This is a genomic window from Ottowia sp. (assembly GCF_035444425.1).
Lineage (GTDB): Bacteria > Pseudomonadota > Gammaproteobacteria > Burkholderiales > Burkholderiaceae_C > Ottowia.
This window is the reverse complement of record NZ_DAOMOQ010000001.1, coordinates 1-17,341: the sequence shown is the minus strand read 5'-3', so window position 1 is coordinate 17,341 and position 17,341 is coordinate 1. Positions and strand designations below refer to the sequence as shown.

The 17,341-nt window shown below is 67.9% G+C and carries 17 protein-coding genes and 1 tRNA gene; 8 read left to right on the top strand and 10 right to left on the bottom strand.

Going from position 1 to position 17,341, the window contains the following annotated elements:
- Positions 1 to 13: 13 nt before the first annotated feature.
- Together PK606_RS00090 and PK606_RS00085 are read right to left on the bottom strand one after the other, a co-directional pair.
- Complete coding sequence (locus PK606_RS00090) at positions 14 to 766, bottom strand: ATP-binding cassette domain-containing protein (RefSeq protein ID WP_502920763.1); 753 nt, start codon at positions 764 to 766, stop codon at positions 14 to 16.
- 47 nt (positions 767 to 813) lie between these two features.
- Entirely contained in the window at positions 814 to 1,554 is a 741-nt protein-coding gene (locus tag PK606_RS00085) for an ABC transporter permease (protein ID WP_324559281.1), read from the bottom strand.
- 122 nt (positions 1,555 to 1,676) lie between these two features.
- Between PK606_RS00085 and PK606_RS00080 the strand changes: the two genes are divergently transcribed.
- The 3 genes from PK606_RS00080 (at position 1,677) to PK606_RS00070 (ending at position 5,403) form a co-directional block, all read left to right on the top strand.
- Positions 1,677 to 2,798 carry a substrate-binding domain-containing protein gene (locus tag PK606_RS00080; RefSeq protein ID WP_324559279.1) on the top strand — a complete coding sequence of 374 codons (1,122 nt, stop codon included), beginning with the start codon at positions 1,677 to 1,679 and terminating at the stop codon, positions 2,796 to 2,798.
- A 148-nt stretch (positions 2,799 to 2,946) separates the two neighbouring features.
- Entirely contained in the window at positions 2,947 to 3,567 is a 621-nt protein-coding gene (locus PK606_RS00075) for a TRAP transporter small permease subunit (RefSeq protein ID WP_324559277.1), read from the top strand.
- 21 nt (positions 3,568 to 3,588) lie between these two features.
- Positions 3,589 to 5,403 (top strand): TRAP transporter large permease, encoded by a 1,815-nt coding sequence (locus tag PK606_RS00070; protein ID WP_324559275.1) that lies wholly within the window; start codon positions 3,589 to 3,591, stop codon positions 5,401 to 5,403.
- Between the two features lie 274 nt (positions 5,404 to 5,677).
- Here PK606_RS00070 and PK606_RS00065 read toward each other — a convergent pair whose 3' ends face one another.
- The 4 genes from PK606_RS00065 to xseB all read right to left on the bottom strand — a co-directional run bounded on the left by PK606_RS00065 (position 5,678) and on the right by xseB (position 9,918).
- Positions 5,678 to 6,760, bottom strand: coding sequence for a TRAP transporter substrate-binding protein (locus PK606_RS00065; RefSeq protein WP_324559274.1), 1,083 nt, complete (start codon positions 6,758 to 6,760; stop codon positions 5,678 to 5,680).
- Positions 6,761 to 6,876: 116 nt separating this feature from the next.
- Positions 6,877 to 8,787 carry a 1-deoxy-D-xylulose-5-phosphate synthase gene (gene dxs, locus PK606_RS00060; RefSeq protein ID WP_324559272.1) on the bottom strand — a complete coding sequence of 637 codons (1,911 nt, stop codon included), beginning with the start codon at positions 8,785 to 8,787 and terminating at the stop codon, positions 6,877 to 6,879.
- A 1-nt stretch (position 8,788) separates the two neighbouring features.
- A complete protein-coding gene (locus PK606_RS00055; protein WP_324559270.1) occupies positions 8,789 to 9,694 on the bottom strand; it encodes a polyprenyl synthetase family protein in 906 nt (301 codons plus the stop codon).
- On the bottom strand, positions 9,679 to 9,918 hold the full coding sequence (xseB, locus tag PK606_RS00050) for an exodeoxyribonuclease VII small subunit (RefSeq protein ID WP_324559268.1): 240 nt from the start codon (positions 9,916 to 9,918) through the stop codon (positions 9,679 to 9,681). The genes PK606_RS00055 and xseB overlap by 16 nt, the downstream gene beginning before the upstream one ends.
- A 203-nt stretch (positions 9,919 to 10,121) precedes the next feature.
- On the opposite strand from xseB, the gene PK606_RS00045 reads away from it, so the two are divergent.
- The 3 genes from PK606_RS00045 (at position 10,122) to PK606_RS00035 (ending at position 13,221) form a co-directional block, all read left to right on the top strand.
- On the top strand, positions 10,122 to 11,261 hold the full coding sequence (locus tag PK606_RS00045) for an aromatic ring-hydroxylating oxygenase subunit alpha (protein ID WP_324559266.1): 1,140 nt from the start codon (positions 10,122 to 10,124) through the stop codon (positions 11,259 to 11,261).
- A 210-nt stretch (positions 11,262 to 11,471) separates the two neighbouring features.
- Entirely contained in the window at positions 11,472 to 12,359 is an 888-nt protein-coding gene (locus PK606_RS00040; protein ID WP_324559264.1) for a DMT family transporter, read from the top strand.
- Between the two features lies 1 nt (position 12,360).
- Positions 12,361 to 13,221, top strand: coding sequence for a sulfurtransferase (locus tag PK606_RS00035; protein WP_324559262.1), 861 nt, complete (start codon positions 12,361 to 12,363; stop codon positions 13,219 to 13,221).
- Positions 13,222 to 13,268: 47 nt separating this feature from the next.
- On the opposite strand, the gene PK606_RS00030 is transcribed toward PK606_RS00035, so the two are convergent.
- Positions 13,269 to 14,183, bottom strand: coding sequence for a ZIP family metal transporter (locus tag PK606_RS00030; RefSeq protein WP_324559260.1), 915 nt, complete (start codon positions 14,181 to 14,183; stop codon positions 13,269 to 13,271).
- A gap of 127 nt (positions 14,184 to 14,310) precedes the next feature.
- Positions 14,311 to 15,222 carry a dienelactone hydrolase family protein gene (locus PK606_RS00025; RefSeq protein WP_324559258.1) on the bottom strand — a complete coding sequence of 304 codons (912 nt, stop codon included), beginning with the start codon at positions 15,220 to 15,222 and terminating at the stop codon, positions 14,311 to 14,313.
- A gap of 130 nt (positions 15,223 to 15,352) precedes the next feature.
- Here PK606_RS00025 and PK606_RS00020 point away from each other — a divergent pair.
- Positions 15,353 to 15,428, top strand: a tRNA-Thr gene (locus PK606_RS00020).
- 626 nt (positions 15,429 to 16,054) lie between these two features.
- Positions 16,055 to 16,582 (top strand): peroxiredoxin, encoded by a 528-nt coding sequence (locus PK606_RS00015; protein ID WP_324559256.1) that lies wholly within the window; start codon positions 16,055 to 16,057, stop codon positions 16,580 to 16,582.
- A gap of 57 nt (positions 16,583 to 16,639) precedes the next feature.
- Here the strand turns inward: PK606_RS00015 and PK606_RS00010 are convergent, their stop codons facing one another.
- Together PK606_RS00010 and PK606_RS00005 are read right to left on the bottom strand one after the other, a co-directional pair.
- Positions 16,640 to 17,044, bottom strand: coding sequence for a hypothetical protein (locus PK606_RS00010; RefSeq protein WP_324559254.1), 405 nt, complete (start codon positions 17,042 to 17,044; stop codon positions 16,640 to 16,642).
- A gap of 31 nt (positions 17,045 to 17,075) precedes the next feature.
- On the bottom strand, positions 17,076 to 17,341 hold a 266-nt coding region (locus tag PK606_RS00005), incomplete at its 5' end, for a thioredoxin domain-containing protein (RefSeq protein ID WP_502920758.1).

Here is a 17,341-nt window from a genome sequence, read left to right as displayed (position 1 = left end):
AACTTGAACGGATTCACAGCAACTCCCCTTTGAGAAACAGATCAGCCTCGGGCGAGACCGCGCGCAGCACGTCGCGGTTGAAGAACAACTCGACCGGCAGGTCGGCCAATACGCGCCCGCGCTCCAGGTAGACCACGCGCCGCGCCAGCCGCTTGACCTGGCCCAGGTTGTGGCTGGCAAATACCATGGTCAGCGCCGGCGCGCCATCATCGGGCGGGCGAATGAACTCCTGCAGCAGCGCCTCGACCTCGTGCTTGGCGTGCGGATCCAGGCTGGCGGTGGGTTCGTCGAGCAGCAGCAACTGCGGCTGCTGCGCCCAGGCGCGCGCCAGCGCCAGCCGCTGCTGCTGGCCGCCCGACAGGTTGCGGGCGCTGCGCTCGGCCAGGTGCTCCATCTGCACGCGTTCGAGGGCCGATCGCGCGCGCAGCCTGGCCTCGCGCCATGGCTGCCCGCGCAGCCACAGGCCGATGGCGATGTTGTTTCGCACGCTGGTGCGCAGCATCCAGGGCCGCTGGAACAGCATGGCCTGGGTCGGGCGCGGCGGCGCCTGCAGCGCGCCGGTGCTGGGGGCGATGAGGCCGTGCACCAGCCGCAGCAGCGTGCTCTTGCCACAGCCGTTGCCGCCGATCAGCGCCACGCTCTCGCCGGCGGCGATCGCCAGCGTGACGCCCTGCAGCGCCCGCACCGCACCGAAATGCACACCCACGTCCTGCAGGGCAACCAGCGGCAGCGCCAGCCCGGCCTGGGCGGGCGCCAGCTGGACCATCGCGCGTCGCGCCACGCCGGGAAGCTCGAACACCGCTTCGGGCGCGTTCATGCGGCCGCCAGCACCTGCGTGACCGGGGTGACGACGCCATCGACGCGTTCGCGCCAACCGCGCACCAGCGAGATCAGCGCGTTCAGCGCCAGTACCACCGCCAGCAGCACGATCCCCAGGCCCAGCGCCAGCGGCAGATCGCCCTTGCTGGTCTCCAGCGCGATGGCGGTGGTCATGACGCGGGTGAAGCCGTCGATGTTGCCGCCGACGATCATCACCGCACCGACCTCCGACACGGCGCGGCCGAAAGCGGCCATCAGCACCGTCAGCAGCGCGTAGCGCTCATCCCAGGCCAGCATCAGGCCGCGCATGAAGCGGCCGGCGCCGAGCGAGGCCAGCTGCTCGCCGTGCAGCACGTCGGCGTCTTCCACCGTCTGGCGCGTCAGCGCGGTCACCACCGGCACCACCAGCACCACCTGCGCGATCACCATGGCCTGGAACGTGAACATCCAGCCCAGGAAACCCAGCGGCCCGCTGCGCGAGAGCAGCAGATAGACCAGCAAGCCAACCACCACCGATGGCAGCGCGAGCAGGGTGTTGAGCACCGTCAGCACCACGCCGCGGCCGCGAAAGCGCGCCACGCCCAGCCCGGCCCCGGCCAGCAGCCCGATGCCGTAGCCGATCAGGCAGGCGGTGCCGCTGACGGCCAGCGAGCGGCCGACGATGGTCCACAGCGTCGCATCGAACGAGCTGATCAGTGCCAAGGCGGTGCGCGCGCTGTCGGTAAATGTGTTCACGGCCGCCGCGATGCTAAACGCCAGCCCAATGGCCGTCATCGGGAAAGGCGAGCTATGCATTGCCATGCATAAGCGCCGCCTTGCCCCGGGGCAAGCGTCCGCGCATGGGGCAAACTTGGGGGGTGCAGAAGATCGGACTGACCTACTCGCTCGACGCCGACGACGCCGACGCCCTGATCCACAACCCGCTGATCGATCTGCTGCAGGCGGTGCACGCCAGCGGCTCGATCTCGGGCGCAGCCCGCGCGCTTGGCCTGTCGTACCGGCACATCTGGGGCGAGCTGAGGCGCTGGGAACAGCGCCTGGGGCAGCCGCTGGTGCTGTGGGAGCGCGGCCGGCCGGCACGCCTGTCGGGTTTCGGCGATAAGCTGCTGTGGTCGGAACGCCAGGCGCAGGCGCGCGCCGCGCCCCAGATCGAGGCCCTGCGCGCCGAGCTGGCGCGCAGCTTCGCCGTCGCCTTCGACGACCAGGCGCATGTGCTGAGCTTCCACGCCAGCCATGACGACGCCCTGACCGCACTGCGCAAGCACCTCACGGCGCAGCCGATGACGCCGCGCCTGCACCTGGACATCCGCTTCATCGGCAGCGTCGACGCGATCCAGGCGCTGAACCAGGGCCGCTGCATCATGGCCGGCTTCCACACGCCGCGCGAGGCGCCGGTCGGCTCGCTGGCCGAGCGCACCTACAAGCCGCTGCTGCAACCCGGCCTGCACAAGCTGATCGGCTTCGCCAGCCGGGTGCAGGGCCTGATGGTGCGCCCAGGCAATCCGCGCGGCATCACCGGCCTGGCCGACCTGACGCGCCCCGGCCTGCGCTTCGTGAACCGCGCGCACGGCACCGGCACCCGCGTGCTGCTGGACGAGTTGCTGGCGCAGGCCGGCATCGATGCTGGCCGCGTCGTCGGCTACCAGCACAGCGAACCCTCGCATGCCGCCGTGGCGCAGGCGATCGCCGCCGGCCACGCCGAGGTCGGGCTCGGCATCGAGGCCGCGGCGCGCGCGCGCGGGCTCGGCTTCGTCCCGCTGGTCGAGGAAGACTACCACCTGGTGTGCCTGAAATCGGCGCTCGATGAGCCGCCGGTGGCGGCGCTGCGCCAGGTCCTGCGCAGCAGCGCCTGGCAGCAGGCGCTGCACGGCTTGCCGGGCTACCGCGCCACCCACGCCGGCGAAGTGCGTGCGCTGACCACGGTACTGCCCTGGTGGCGCTTCACCCGCGCCAAGCCCGCGTCCAAGCGCACCCGCTGAGCACCCGCGTGCGGGATAGTCCGCTCACTGGTCGCGGACGCCTTCATTAGAATCGCACACCAGTCTGCGCCAGGCAGCGCCCACCGGCATGCGCGCGCCAGCTTCCCTCACGCGCTACCGCGCGACGACAACGACAACGGAGATCCCGATGCAAGCCCTGCTGAAGTTTTCCCGAGCCATCGACTGGCTCAACGCCCAGGTGGGCAAGTACATCATCTGGGCCATCTTCGCCGCCACCGTGATCAGTGCCTTGAACGCGGTGGTGCGCAAGACATTCAACTACAGCTCCAACGGCTTCCTCGAGGTGCAGTGGTACCTGTTCGCCTGGTCGTTCCTGGTCGCCGCCGGCTACACGCTGCTGCACCGCGAGCACGTGCGCATCGACGTGCTGAACGCCCACCTGCCCAAGACCGTGCGCGTCTGGATCGACATCGTCGGCTACGCGCTGTTCCTCACGCCGGTGTGCCTGATGGTGCTGTATCTGAGCACGCCGCAGGTCATCGACAAGTTCGCCTCGGGCGAGATGTCGGGCAACCCGGGCGGCCTGATCCGCTGGCCGGTGTGGCTGGCGCTGCCGATCGGCTTCACCCTGCTGATGCTGCAGGGCTGGTCGCAACTGATCAAGTGCATTGCCTTCCTGCGTGGCCAGGGCCCCGACCCGACCGAGAAGCCCACCGACAAGAGCGATGAGCAGGAGCTGATCGAGGTGCTGCGCCAGCGCAATGCCGGCGCGGCGGTATCGCCCCCGTCCGCGGGCCCGGCCCACTGAACGCGCCGGACGCCCCGCACCATGGAATTCATCGCCACCAACTTCGCCCCCATCATGTTCGTGGGGCTGATCTGTTTTCTGATCCTGGGCTTTCCGGTCGCCTTCAGCCTGGGTGCCGCCGGCCTGTTCTTCGGCCTGCTCGGGGTCACGCTGGACATCTTCCCCTCGGCCATCCTCGCCGTGCTGCCGTTCCGGTTGATCGGCGTCATGGCCAACGAGACGCTGCTGGCCGTGCCCTTCTTCACCCTGATGGGCCTGATCCTCGAGCGCAGCGGCATGGCCGAGGATCTGCTCGACACCGTGGGCCAGGTGTTCGGCCCGCTGCGCGGCGGCCTGGCGCTGGCGGTGATCTTCGTCGGCGCCATGCTCGCCGCCACCACCGGCGTGGTGGCCGCCTCGGTGATCTCGATGGGCCTGATCTCCATGCCCATCATGCTGCGCTACGGCTACAGCCGCAGCCTGACCAGCGGCGTCATCGCTGCCTCCGGCACGCTGGCGCAGATCATCCCGCCCTCGCTGGTGCTGATCGTGCTGGCCGACCAGATGGGCCGGAGCGTTGGCGAGATGTACAAGGGCGCCTTCATCCCCGGCTTCGCGCTGATGGGCCTCTACGTGCTGTGGGTCGTGGTGCTGGCGATCTTCGCACCCAAGTCCGTGCCCGCCCTGCCACCCGAGGCCCGCACCTTCCGCGAGCCCAATGGCAGCCACGGCTACGGCTCGCTCGCGGTGCTGACGGTGCTGTCGGCCGGGGTCGCGATCTACCTGGGCCAGCACATGGAGGCCGTGCACACCTGGTGGGAAGGCAGGCTGGTCGAGTACGTGGCGACCGACGAGAAGATCGTGGTCGCCATGTGCGGCGGCGTGTTCGTTGCCTGGCTGATCGCCGTCATCAATCGCGTCACCGGCCTGGGCCTGCTGTCCAAGCTGGCCGAGCGCGTGACCTTCGTGCTGATTCCGCCGCTGCTGCTGATCTTCCTGGTGCTGGGCACCATCTTCCTGGGCGTGGCCACGCCCACCGAGGGCGGCGCCATGGGCGCCATGGGTGCACTCATCATGGCCGTGATGCGCCGGCGCCTGGGCTGGACGCTGCTCAAGCAGGCCCTAGCGACGACCACCAAGCTGGCATCCTTCGTGATGTTCATCCTGATCGGCGCCACCATCTTCAGCATGGTGTTCCAGGCCGCCGACGGCCCGATCTGGGTCGAGCACCTGCTGGCCAAGCTGCCAGGCGGCCAGCTCGGCTTCCTGATCTTCGTGAACGTGCTGGTGTTCGTGCTGGCGTTCTTCCTCGACTTCTTCGAGCTTTCCTTCATCGTCGTGCCCGTGCTGGCACCGATCGCCGACAAGATGGGCATCGACCTGGTCTGGTTCGGCGTGCTGCTGGCGGTCAACATGCAGACCTCGTTCCTGCACCCGCCGTTCGGCTTCGCCCTGTTCTACCTGCGCTCGGTGGCACCCGAGAAACCCTACGTCGACAGCCACACCGGCAAGACCATGGAGCCGGTGACGACGATGCAGATCTACAAGGGCGCGATTCCCTTCCTGCTGTTGCAGCTCTTCATGGTGGCGTTGCTGATCGCCTTCCCCGGCCTCGTGACGCGCGACCAGGACCAGCGCAGCAAGGCCGACCTGGAAGCCGCAGGCACCGAACTGCTGCAGAGTCTGGAAAGCGCGCCCGGCTTCGACCTGGGCGGCGGACTTGCACCCGAGTTCACCGTCCCGGGTCCGGATGGAACACCCGCGGAGAGCGAGCCGGCGCCAGACAGTCCGACGGCCCCCGAATCCAGCGTGGAGGACCCCGTCAAGGCGATCGAGCAGGCCATCGGCAAGCAGTGACCTGAGACGCCGGCGGCATCTCGGAGGCGCGCGGCCGGGCCGCTGGTCGTCGGAAGTGCCAGCGGGTGCCGACGCACCCGAACTCACAGCGCACGCCGCGGGCCAGCACCGCGATGTCGGGCCCGGACATCGTTCGTCATCCGGGCCCGCGTCCGCGGGAGGTAGGCCGCGCCACGCGCTGACGCACAAAAAAAGCCGCGACGCTGGGCCGCGGCTGGATTGCGATGCGTAGCGGCCAGCACCAGGAGGTGCTCGCGCCCCGCAGCAGGTCGGGTTAGATCTTCAGGCCCGCCATGGTCTGCATGAACGTCAGTTCGGACACCCGGTTCCAGAGGATCTGGTCACGCTGGAACGCGCGCATGTCCTCGTAGATCTTCTTGAATTCAGGTTCCTTGGCGCTGTGCTCTTCGTACACCTCCTGTGCCGCCTTGAAGCCGGCGTCAACGACCGCCTTGGGGAACGGCTTGAACTGGATGCCGCTGGCCACGATGCGCTTGAGCGCCGGCGGGTTCAGCATCAGGTACTTGGTCGTGCCGTCGTTGTAGGACACGGCGGCGGCAGCGCGCACGATCGCCTGGTTCTCCGGCGACAGCTTGGCAAAGGCCTTCTTGTTGATGAAGAACTCGAGTTCGGCACCACCTTCCCACCAGGCGTTGTAGTAGTAGAACTTGGTGACCTTGGCATAGCCGAGCTTCTCGTCGTCGTAGGGACCGACGAACTCGGCAGCGTCGAGCGTGCCCTTCTCCAGCGCCTGGTAGACCTCGCCGCCCGGCATGTTCTGCGCCACCACACCCAGCTTGGCCATGGACTCGCCGAACACGCCGCCGCCCAGGCGCATCTTCAGGCCCTTGAGGTCATCCGGCGTCTTGATTTCCTTGCGGTACCACCCCCCCATCTGGGTGCCCGTGTTCAGCGCGGCCAGGGTGAAGAAGTTGTACTTGTCGAACACCGCGTCCAGCAGCTTGCGGCCGTTGCCCTGATCCTTCCAGGTCAGGTTCTGGTTGGCCGCCAGGCCGAACGGCACGGCGCAGCTGAAGGCGAACACCGGATCCTTGCCGGTGTAGTAGTAAGCCGCCGTCTCGCCCATCTCGATGGTGTCCTCGGCCAGGGCATCGACGATGCCGAAGGGCGGGATCAACTCGCCGGCGGCGTGTACCGACACCTCGAACTTGCCACCCGACAGCGCCTTCACGGTCTCGGAGAACTTGACGGCGCAGCCATGCAGGGTGTCGAGCGACTTCGGAAAGCTCGTGGCCATGCGCCAGCGCACCGCGGGCTGGGCATGCACGGCAGGCGCAACGCCGGCCGCGAGCACACTTGCGATACCGGCGCGCTTGATGAGTGAACGACGATCCATGTCAGATGGCTCCTTGAATAGTTACGAAAACGAATAAGTGTAGTGCCGCATGTACCACGACAGCCATTAGGGATTCACCTGCCGACGGATTGCAGGCAGCGCCGGCGTCAATCGAATCAGGCCACTGCCTTCAGAGCCGGCGCCGCCGGCAGGCCCAGCTCGGCCGCAAAGCGCCGCCGCACCGAGGCCTCGATGCCCGCTGCATCCAGCCCCTGCAGAGCCAGCAGGCGCGCCGGATCGCCATGCTCGATGAACTCGTCCGGCAGGCCGAGCTGCAGCAGCGGCCTGAGCACGCCGGCAGCGGCCAGCGCCTCGGCCACGGCGCTGCCGGCGCCACCCATGATGGCGCCCTCTTCCACCGTCACCAGCACCTCGTGCGCGGCCGCCACCTGCAGCAGCAGTTCGGTGTCCAGCGGTTTGGCCCAGCGCATGTTCACCACCGTGGCGTCCAGGCGCTCGGCCGCCTGCAACGCCGGGTACAGCAGCGTGCCGAAGGCCAGGATGGCGATGCGCTGGCCCTGACGGCGCAGCTCGCCCTTGCCGAACGGCAGCGCGCTCAGATCCTTCAGCGGTTCGACACCGACCCCGGCACCGCGCGGGTAGCGCACCGCGACCGGATGGTCCTGCGCGAAGGCGGTCGACAGCAGCTGGCGGCACTCGCGTTCATCGGCCGGGCAGGCCAGACTGACATTCGGGATGCAGCGCAGATAGGCAATGTCGTAGTTGCCCGCGTGGGTAGCGCCGTCGGCACCGACCAGACCGGCGCGGTCGAGCGCCAGCACCACCGGCAGCTTCTGGATCGCCACGTCGTGGATCAGCTGGTCATAGGCGCGCTGCAGGAAGGTGGAATAGATCGCCACCACGGGCTTGAGCCCTTCGCAGGCTAGGCCAGCCGCGAAGGTCACCGCGTGCTGCTCGGCAATGCCGACGTCGTAGTAGCGCTTCGGAAAACGCTGGTGGAACTCGACCATGCCCGAACCCTCGCGCATCGCCGGCGTGATGCCGACCAAGCGCTGGTCCTGCTCGGCCATGTCGCACAGCCAGCGGCCGAACACCTGGGTGAAGGTCTGCCTGGGCGGCGTCGCCGGCTTGACCAGGCCGACGGCCGGGTCGAACTTGCCCGGTCCGTGGTAGGCGATGGGGTCGGCCTCGGCCAGCTTGTAGCCCTGGCCCTTGCGGGTCACCACGTGCAGGAACTGCGGGCCGGACTGCTGCGCCATCAGCTCGCGGATGTTTTCCAGCGTGGGGATCAGCGCATCCAGGTCGTGGCCGTCGATCGGGCCGATGTAGTTGAAGCCGAACTTCTCGAACAGCGTCGCCGGCAGCACCATGCCCTTGGCGCCCTGCTCGATGCGCCGCGCCAATTCGAACAGCGGTGGCACCGGACCCAGCACGGTCTTGCCGACGCTCTTGGCGGCAGCGTAGAAATGCCCGCTCATCAGCTGCGCCAGGTAGCGGTTCAGTGCGCCGACGGGTGGGCTGATCGACATGTCGTTGTCGTTCAGGATCACCAGCAGGCGCGCGTCGCGCTCGACGCCAGCGTTGTTGAGCGCCTCGAAGGCCATGCCGGCCGTCATGGCGCCGTCGCCGATGATCGCCACGGCCTTGCGGTCCTCGCCCTTTTGCCGCGCCGCCAGCGCCATGCCGAGCGCAGCCGAGATGCTGGTCGACGAATGCGCGGTGCCGAAGGTGTCGTACTCGCTCTCGTCGCGGCGCGGAAAGCCCGACATGCCGCCGAGCTGGCGCAGCGTCGGCATGCGTTCACGTCGCCCGGTCAGGATCTTGTGCGGGTAGGTCTGGTGGCCGACGTCCCACACCAGCCGGTCGTGCGGTGTGTTGAAGACGTAGTGCAGCGCGATGCTGAGTTCCACCGTGCCGAGGTTGGAGCTGAGGTGGCCGCCGGTCTTGGCGACGTTGTGCAGCACACATTCGCGCAGTTCCTCGGCCAGCGCGTTCAGCTGCGCGCGTGGCAGCCGGCGCAGTTCGGACGGGTCGTTGATGGAGTCAAGCAGTTGCGTGGAAGCCATGTCAATGTGTGCGTTTCACCACCATGTCGGCCAGCGCACGCAGGCGGCCGACATCGGCCAGGCCGCTGACGTCGAGCGCGCCGTGCGCCCGCATGCACAGGGCCTCGGCCAGCATCTGCGAGGCGTCGAGGCCCAGCAGCGACACGTAGGTGGGCTTGTCGGCGGCGGCATCCTTGCCGGCGGTCTTGCCGAGGGCGGCGGAATCGGCGGTGACGTCGAGGATGTCGTCCACCACCTGGAATGCCAGGCCGAGCGCGGCGCCGTAGTCGTTCAGCGCACGCAGCGCCGCCGGGTCCACGGCGTCGGCGCAGGCGGCACCCATGCGCACGCTGCCTTCCAGCAGCGCGCCGGTCTTGAGCCGGTGCATGGCACGCAGCTCGGGCTCGGTCAGCGGCTTGCCGACGCTGGCCAGGTCGATCGCCTGCCCGCCCGCCATGCCGCTGGCGCCGGCGGCCTGCGCCAGCAGGCGGCACAGCCGCGCCTGGATCGCCGGCGGCACCGCATCGCCCTCGGGCGTCAGGATCTCGAAGGCCAGCGCCTGCAGCGCGTCGCCGGCCAGCAGCGCCGGCGCCTCACCGAACTGCACGTGCACCGTCGGCTTGCCGCGCCGCAGCACGTCGTTGTCCATACACGGCAGGTCGTCATGCACCAGCGAGTACGCGTGGATCAGTTCCACCGCGCAGGCGGCGCGCAGCGCCGCTTCGACGCGGCCCTGCACCGCCTCGGCAGCGGCCATCACCAGCAGCGGGCGCAGGCGCTTGCCACCGTCGAGCACCGCGTAGCGCATCGCCTCGCCCAGGCCGGCCGGCGCATCGGCCGGCACCCAATCGGACAGGGCCTGCTCGACCTGCGCCAGTTGCCGTGTCGACCATTGCGCGAAATCCAGCGTGCTCACTCGGGCATCCACGGCTTCAGCGTTCCTTCTTCGTCCAGCACCTTGACCTGATCCTCCACCGCCTGCAGGCGGTCGCGGCAGTAGCGCAGCAGTTCGGTGCCGCGCTGGTACTGGCCCAGCAGATCCTCCAGCGGCAGCTGGCCCGACTCGAGGCCGGCGATCAGCTGCTCGAGCTGCTGCACGGCGTCGCCGTAGCTGGCAGGCTGCGCGGGACTGGCGTTGGTTTTTCGGGACATGGCGCGGAGCAAAAGGTCTATTTTAGGTGCGCGGGCCTGTGCGCGCCCCGCGAGCACGGCCACCCGCGCCCCCGCAGACCCCCGAATCGCTAAAATTAAGGGTTCCACGTCAAAAAAACGTGGCTCTCACGCGCCCACGCTCCTCGGATGCCACGCGCTTACTTCCTGCCCCTTCATAGGGGGAGTCTCTAGGTCGGAACACCATGTCTGATTTAAGTCTTCAGTTACAGCAGGCGGCAAGTCAACTTCCCGTCCAAGCCTATTTCGACCAGGCGCTGTTCGAGCGCGAACTGCAGCTGCTGTTCAAGCCCGGTCCGCGCTACGTGGGGCACCAGCTGGCCGTTCCCAATCCGGGCGACTACTGCGCCCTGCCGCAGGAAGCCAATGGCCGCGCGCTGGTGCGCAACCCGCAGGGCGGCGTCGAGCTGATCTCCAACGTCTGCCGGCATCGCCAGGCACTGATGCTCGATGGCCGCGGCTCGCTGCAGACCGAAGGCAAGGGCCACGCCGGCGGCAACATCGTCTGCCCGGTGCACCGCTGGACCTATTCCAGCAGCGGCGAACTGCTGGGCGCGCCGCACTTCAAGCACGACCCCTGCCTGCACCTGGCCAACTACAAGCTGCGCGAATGGAACGGCCTGCTGTTCGACGACAACGGCCGCGACATCCTGGCCGATCTGCAGGCCATGGGCCCGGTGGCGCAGGATCTGTCCTTCGAGGGTTTCGCACTCGATCACGTCGAGATGCACGAGTGCAACTACAACTGGAAGACCTTCATCGAGGTCTACCTGGAGGACTACCACGTCGGCCCGTTCCACCCGGGCCTCGGCAACTTCGTCACCTGCGACGACCTGCAATGGCAGTTCGGGCAGGAGTTCTCGGTGCAGACCGTGGGCGTGGCGCCCGCCTTCAAGCCCGGCACCGATGTCTACAGGAAGTGGCACGAGGTGCTGCTGAACTACCAGGGCGGCGACAAACCCACGCGCGGCGCCATCTGGCTGACCTACTACCCGCACATCATGGTCGAGTGGTATCCGCACGTGCTCACCGTCAGCACGCTGCACCCGATCAGCGTCGACAGGACCATGAACGTGGTCGAGTTCTACTACCCCGAGGACATCGTCGCCTTCGAGCGCGAGTTCGTCGAGGCTCAGCGCGCTGCCTATATGGAAACCGCCATCGAGGACGACGAGATCGCCGAGCGCATGGACGCCGGCCGCAAGGCGCTGATGCTGCGCGGCGTGAGCGAGGTCGGCCCCTACCAGAGTCCGATGGAAGACGGCATGCAGCACTTCCATGAGTGGTACAGGAAAAAGATTGGTGCCAATCCGCTGAACACCTGAGGCTTCGAAAGCGCGCCCCCTGAGCCGCTGACGCGGCATCCCCGCACTCTCTTCGGGAAGGCAGACATAGCCGATGCCCGGCGCAGGTCCGTCCGCGGCGTTCACTGGATTAGCCTGCGCCGCGGTCTTTTGATTGCACGCATCAAGAGCGCTCGGCTCAAGGCCAAGTGCTTTTATTTTGATAGCTGACTTGATCCATAATCGCCGCCCATGCAAGCCGTCTGGATGGTCGCCGCCTCGCTCTTCTTTGCCCTGATGAGCGTGTGTATCAAGTACGCGTCACCCTACTTCGGTCCGCTGGAGATCGTCTGCTACCGCGGCGCCATCGGCATTGTCTTCATGTGGGTGGTGCTGCGCTCGCAGAAAGTCAGCCTGCGCACCACCGTGCCGATGATGCACGTGTGGCGCAACGTGATCGGCGTCAGCGCGCTGGTGTGCTGGTTCTATGCCATCGCCCACCTGCCGCTGGCCACGGCCATGACGCTGAACTACATGAGCGGCGTCTGGGTCGCGGCCTTCCTGGTCGGCGGCACGCTTCTGCTCGGACGCCTGTCCGACATCCGGCGCCAGGGCCCGCTGGTGCTGGCGGTGATGGCCGGCTTCGGCGGCGTCATCATGATGCTGCGTCCGACGCTGGAGCAGAACCAGTTGTTCGCCGGCCTGATCGGCCTGATGTCGGGCCTGATGTCGGCGCTGGCGTACATCCAGGTGGCCGCGCTCGGTCGTGTCGGCGAGCCGGAGGCGCGCACGGTGTTCTATTTCTGCATCGGTGCCACGCTGGCCGGCGGCATCGGCATGCAGTTCTTCGACATGCACCCGCTGGACACGCCGCAGGCACTGTGGCTGCTGGCCGTCGGCATCCTGGGCGCGCTCGGCCAGCTGTGCATGACGCGCGCCTACACCCGCGGCGCCACCATGGTGGTGGCCAACCTGCAGTACACCGGCATCATCTTCGCCGCGCTGTTCGGCATACTGCTGTTCGGTGACGAGTTGCCGATGCTCGGCTGGCTCGGCATGATGACCATCATCCTGAGCGGCATGAGCGCCACCTTCCTGCGCGCCCGCGCGCTGCCCAATCCACCCGCAGAATCGCACTGACATGAGCTACACACACCTGATTTCCGCCTCAGAACTGCAAGCCCTGCGGGCGGGCGGCGCGCCGCTGATGGTGTTCGACTGCAGCAGCGAACTGAGCGACGCCGCCAGGGCCGATGCGATGTTTGCCGAGAAGCACATCACCGGCGCCGTCCAGGCGCACCTGGAGCGCGACCTCAGCGCGCATCCGCCCGCACCCGCCGTCAACGGCGGACGCCACCCGTTGCCGACACGCGAGCACTTCGCTGCCTGGCTGTCCACCCTCGGTTTCGCCAACGCCATGCAGGCAGTGGTCTACGACCGCAACGGCGGCGGCTACTGCGGGCGCCTGTGGTGGATGCTCAAGTGGGTTGGCCACGACGCCGTGGCCGTGCTCGATGGCGGGCTGCAGGCCTGGGAGGCGGCGGGTGGCGCCGTGGAATCCGGTGCGGCGCAAGCACGAAAGCTGACCGACTTCCAGCTCAAGCCCGCGCTGCGCCGCCTGGTGCAGACCGACGAAGTCATGCAGCAACTCGGCCGCCCGACGCAGACGCTGATCGATGCCCGTGGCGCACCGCGCTACCGCGGCGAAATCGAGCCGCTCGACCCGGTCGCCGGCCACATCCCCGGCGCACTGAACCGCCCGTTCGGCGACAACTTCGGCCCCGACGGCCGCTTCAAGCCACGCGAGACGCTGAAGGCCGAGTTCGACCAGTTGCTGGCCGGCCATGACCCCGCCGGCGTGGTGCACCACTGCGGCAGCGGGGTCAGCACCGTGCCCAACATCGTCGCGATGGAACTGGCCGGCTACCCGCCCGTCGCGCTGTACGCCGGCAGCTGGAGCGAGTGGTGCCGCACCGAGGGCCTGCCGGTCGCCAAGGGCTGAAGCACCGGCGCCGTATCAGCACCGCACCAGCATCACTCCGTCGGCGCTCAGTGCTGCTCGCGATGCAGGCTTGACTGCAGTGCCGGCGGCTCATCGTGGTGCGCGTGCTCGCCGCCCAGCGCACCCATCAGTGCCACCAACCCCATGCCGATCGCCAGCCACAGGATCTGCGCCGCCGTCTCGCGCGCATTCAGGCGCTGCTGCAACTGCGGGATCAAATCGGCCAGCGCAACATAGATGAAACTGCTGGACGCCAGCATCAGCAGGTACGGCAGCAGGCCCGTCAGGCGCCCCAGCAGCAGGTAGCCGACCACGCCGCCCAGCGCGGTCACGGCGCCGGCCAGTGAGACCTTGGTCAGCGCGGTACGCCTGTCGCCACCGTGGCCCGAGCGCAGCACCGCCAGGTCGCCCATGTGGTGCGGCACCTCGTGCACCAGCACCGCCAGCGCCGCCGCCACACCCAGCGGCGGGCTGGCGACGAAGGCCGAGGCGATGATCACGCCATCACCAAAGCAGTGCACGCTGTCGCCGGCCAGCACGGCCCAGTTGCCGCCATGGTGGTGATGGTGATGGTGGACATGGGTGTGGCTGCGTGCATGATCGTGACCTGCCGCCGCGGCATGCGCATCCGCACCCTCAGCCACGCTGGCGCTCATGGCCTCATCCAGGGTCGGCAGATCCTCGTGCCGCTCGTGACCGTGGTGCCACAGTTCGGCCTTGTCGAGCAGGAAGAAGAACACCAGGCCGCCGAGCAGCGTCATCGACAGCGCATGCGTCTCGACACCGCTCTCGAAAGCCTCCGGCAATAGCTTGAGGAATGCGGTCGCCAGCAAGGCGCCGGCCGCCAGGCTGAGCATGTGCTGCGTGTAGCGCGCCAGCACGCCGAACGACAGCGCCGCGGCGATCCAGACGCTGCCGACGCCCGCCGCCAGGGTGCCGATCAGGATGTAAACCAGGTTCATGACTGCTGCCGCCCGCCTGCGCGAGCGCCTTCACCAAGTGGCCCGAAGCGCCGCCATCCAGCGGCAGGCATCGCGCCACGAAAAAGCCGCCCGAAGGCGGCTCGCGCTGTGCGCCCGACGCGATCAGTCAGGCCACGCCGTGCTGCTGGAACCAGGCCAGCGCCCGCTTCCAGCCATCCTCGGCCGCTTCCTTGCGGAAGCTCGGCCGGTAGTCGGCGTGGAATGCATGCGGCGCATCCGGGTACAGCACGAACTGCGAGGCCTTGGCGGCGGCGTTGCCCTGCTCGGCCGCCTTCGCCAAGGCTGCCTTCATCTTATCGACCGTGTCAAGAGGGATGCCGGTATCCGCCTCGCCGTACAGGCCCAGCACCGGTCCCTTCAGCTGCGCCGCCACCTCGACTGGGTGCATGGGCGCCAGCGCGCTGGCCTCACCCACCAGGCGCCCATACCAGGCCACGCCGGCCTTGACCTTGGGGTTGTGCGCCGCGTACAGCCAAGTCTGTCGGCCACCCCAGCAGAAGCCGGTCACGCCGAGCTTGTCGACACTGCCGCCGTTTGCCGCCGCCCATGCCACGGTGGCATCCAAATCGCCCATCACCTGGGCGTCGGGCACCTTGGAAATCACCTCGCTCATCAACTTGGCCATCTCGCCATAGCTTTGCGCGTCACCCTGGCGCACGAACAGCTCGGGCGCAATGGCCAGGTAGCCCGCCTTGGCAAAGCGGCGCGCGGTGTCGGCGATGTACTCGTGCACGCCGAAGATCTCCGACAGCACCAGCACCACCGGCAGACCGGTCTTGCCGGCGGGCTGGGCGCGGTAGGCCGGCATCTTGAAGCCATTCACGTCGATCATCACCTCGCCCGCCGTCAGCCCCTCGGCCGAGGTCTTGATCGCCGTCTGCGCCATGATCGGCAGCGTGGCGGCAGCGTACCCCGCCCCCAAGCCCAGCTTCAGGGCGGCGCGGCGCGACGGTGGCTGCGGGGCCAGCGGCGCGTCGAGCAGGGCATGGGCGTCGAGGACTTGATCGGACTTCTGCATCGTCTGGAACTCCTGAGGGGTTGGCGGGCCAGCCTGGCCGGCCCGGATTGATCCATCACGCCCGGCCAAGCAGTCGCCAACGACCGACTCATGCCAAGCAAGCCCACTATAATCAACGATTCAGTTTTTCGCCGGCTTAGCTCAGTTGGTAGAGCAACGCACTCGTAACGCGTAGGTCGCCAGTTCGATTCCGGCAGCCGGCACCATTTCAGAGGTTCACCAAGCCTCAGAACCCGCATGCTTCCTAGGCATCGCGGGTTTTTTCTTGTCTCAGTTCCTGTCAGTTGGTAGCATGACACACTGACATTTCGTCGGTGTTTGTGACGGCACCCGATCACCCTGACGGTGATCGACGCCAAGGACCTGAGCGCCACGCAAGTGCTGACGCTGGGCGTGGCGGCCATAGCCCGCCCCGGCTGCCGTGACGCCGATCCCGACGCTGGGCGAATATTGGGCCTGATGCTTGCTGGGCCTGCTGGCGACCGGGCTGGGAGTGCGACGGGTGCGTCGCGCCGAAGCCTGACTAAGTGAGGCCGCGCCGGCATGCTGGAGCGCTAACGTGGTCACACGCCGCAGGCGGCACGGGGTGATGGACTTGAAGCATCCATCGCCAAACCTTTGATAGCTGGAGTCGGGTCCGCAGCCCCTCGTTGCGTCCCTGCCTGGCCGGATTCGGCAGTCGCTACACGGTCTTGCAACCACCTTGAAGGTCACATCAACCCATGCCTGCGCGGGCTTCTTCTCTTGCAGCGAACACCGCCGCAAAGCCCTAACATGACGTTGCGCGACACGCACCGGGACCCGCGGCGCGTTAGCTTTCCAGGAACACCCCATGCATCGCCTGCATTCACTCATCCTCGCCCTGGCGATCAGCCTGCCGATCGCCGCGCTGGCCGCACTCAAGCCCGGTGATCCGGCGCCGCCGTTCACCACGCCGGCAGCACTGGCGGGCAAGGCGTTCGACTTCGACCTGGCCCAGGCATTGAAGCAGGGGCCGGTGGTGCTTTACTTCTACCCCAAGGCGTTCACGCGCGGCTGCACCATCGAGGCCAACGCCTTCGCCGAGGCACAGCCGAAGTTCGCCGCGCTGGGCGCCATCGTGCTGGGCCTGTCGCACGACGACATCAACACGCTCCAACGGTTTTCCACCGAAGCTTGCCGCGACCGCTTCGCGGTCGGCTCCGACCCGAAGGCGCGCACCATCCAGGCCTACGACGCCGGCTCGCTGCTGCCGGGCATGGCCAGCCGAATCTCCTACGTGATCGGCCAGGACGGCCGCATCGTCTTCACGCACGAGGGCAGCAACCCGCTGCAGCATGTGGAGAAAACCCTGAAGGCCGTCGAGCAGCTGCAGCGCTGAAACAATCGAAATGCGCCGCGTGCATCCCGTACCGGTTCGATGCCGCAGCGATGGCGCCTACCCGGCCTGCAAGGCGCGCCAGGTCTCAATGCAATGCGCCGCCAGCGCCGTCACCCAGTCGGGCTCGGCGGGCACGAATGCCAGACCGTAGCGCGGGCTGATCAGGAAGCCGCCGCGCTGGAAGGCACGGGCATCCTGGGCGCGCACGAAATCCGCCAGGACGGCGAATGGCACATCGCGGACCACGTCGGCGTCGACCACATACAGCACCGACGTGCGCTGCGTAACCTCCTCCAGCCGCCCACTGGCCTGAAAGCGGTACACCACGCGACCGTAATCCAGTTCGTGCAGCGCCACCGGATTGCACTGCTCGCGCACCGGGATGCCGAACCGGGCCACGACATCCCTGGGGCTCGCCGTGAACGCCACATCGTCGACCCGGACGTAAGGCTGCAGCCTCATGGCTGGCGTGGCCGACCAGGCACCGCCCGCGTCACGCCGCGGCTGCAGCCGACGGCTCAGGCTCCGGCTCGGCCAGCAACCGGCCCAGCAGCACGCCCAGTTGCAGGTCTTCCACATGGCCGAAGTGCCGCATCCGCAGCCAGCCCTGGCGATCGAGCATCAGCGTGGTTGGCGTGCCCTCCAGGCCGAGACGGCGCATGGTGCGCGGGATGCCCGACACGTCGTCCGCGGGCGCATCGACACCGACCGGGAAGCGCAGCCGGTACTCGTGGATGAAGGCCTCGAGCGCATGCGGCT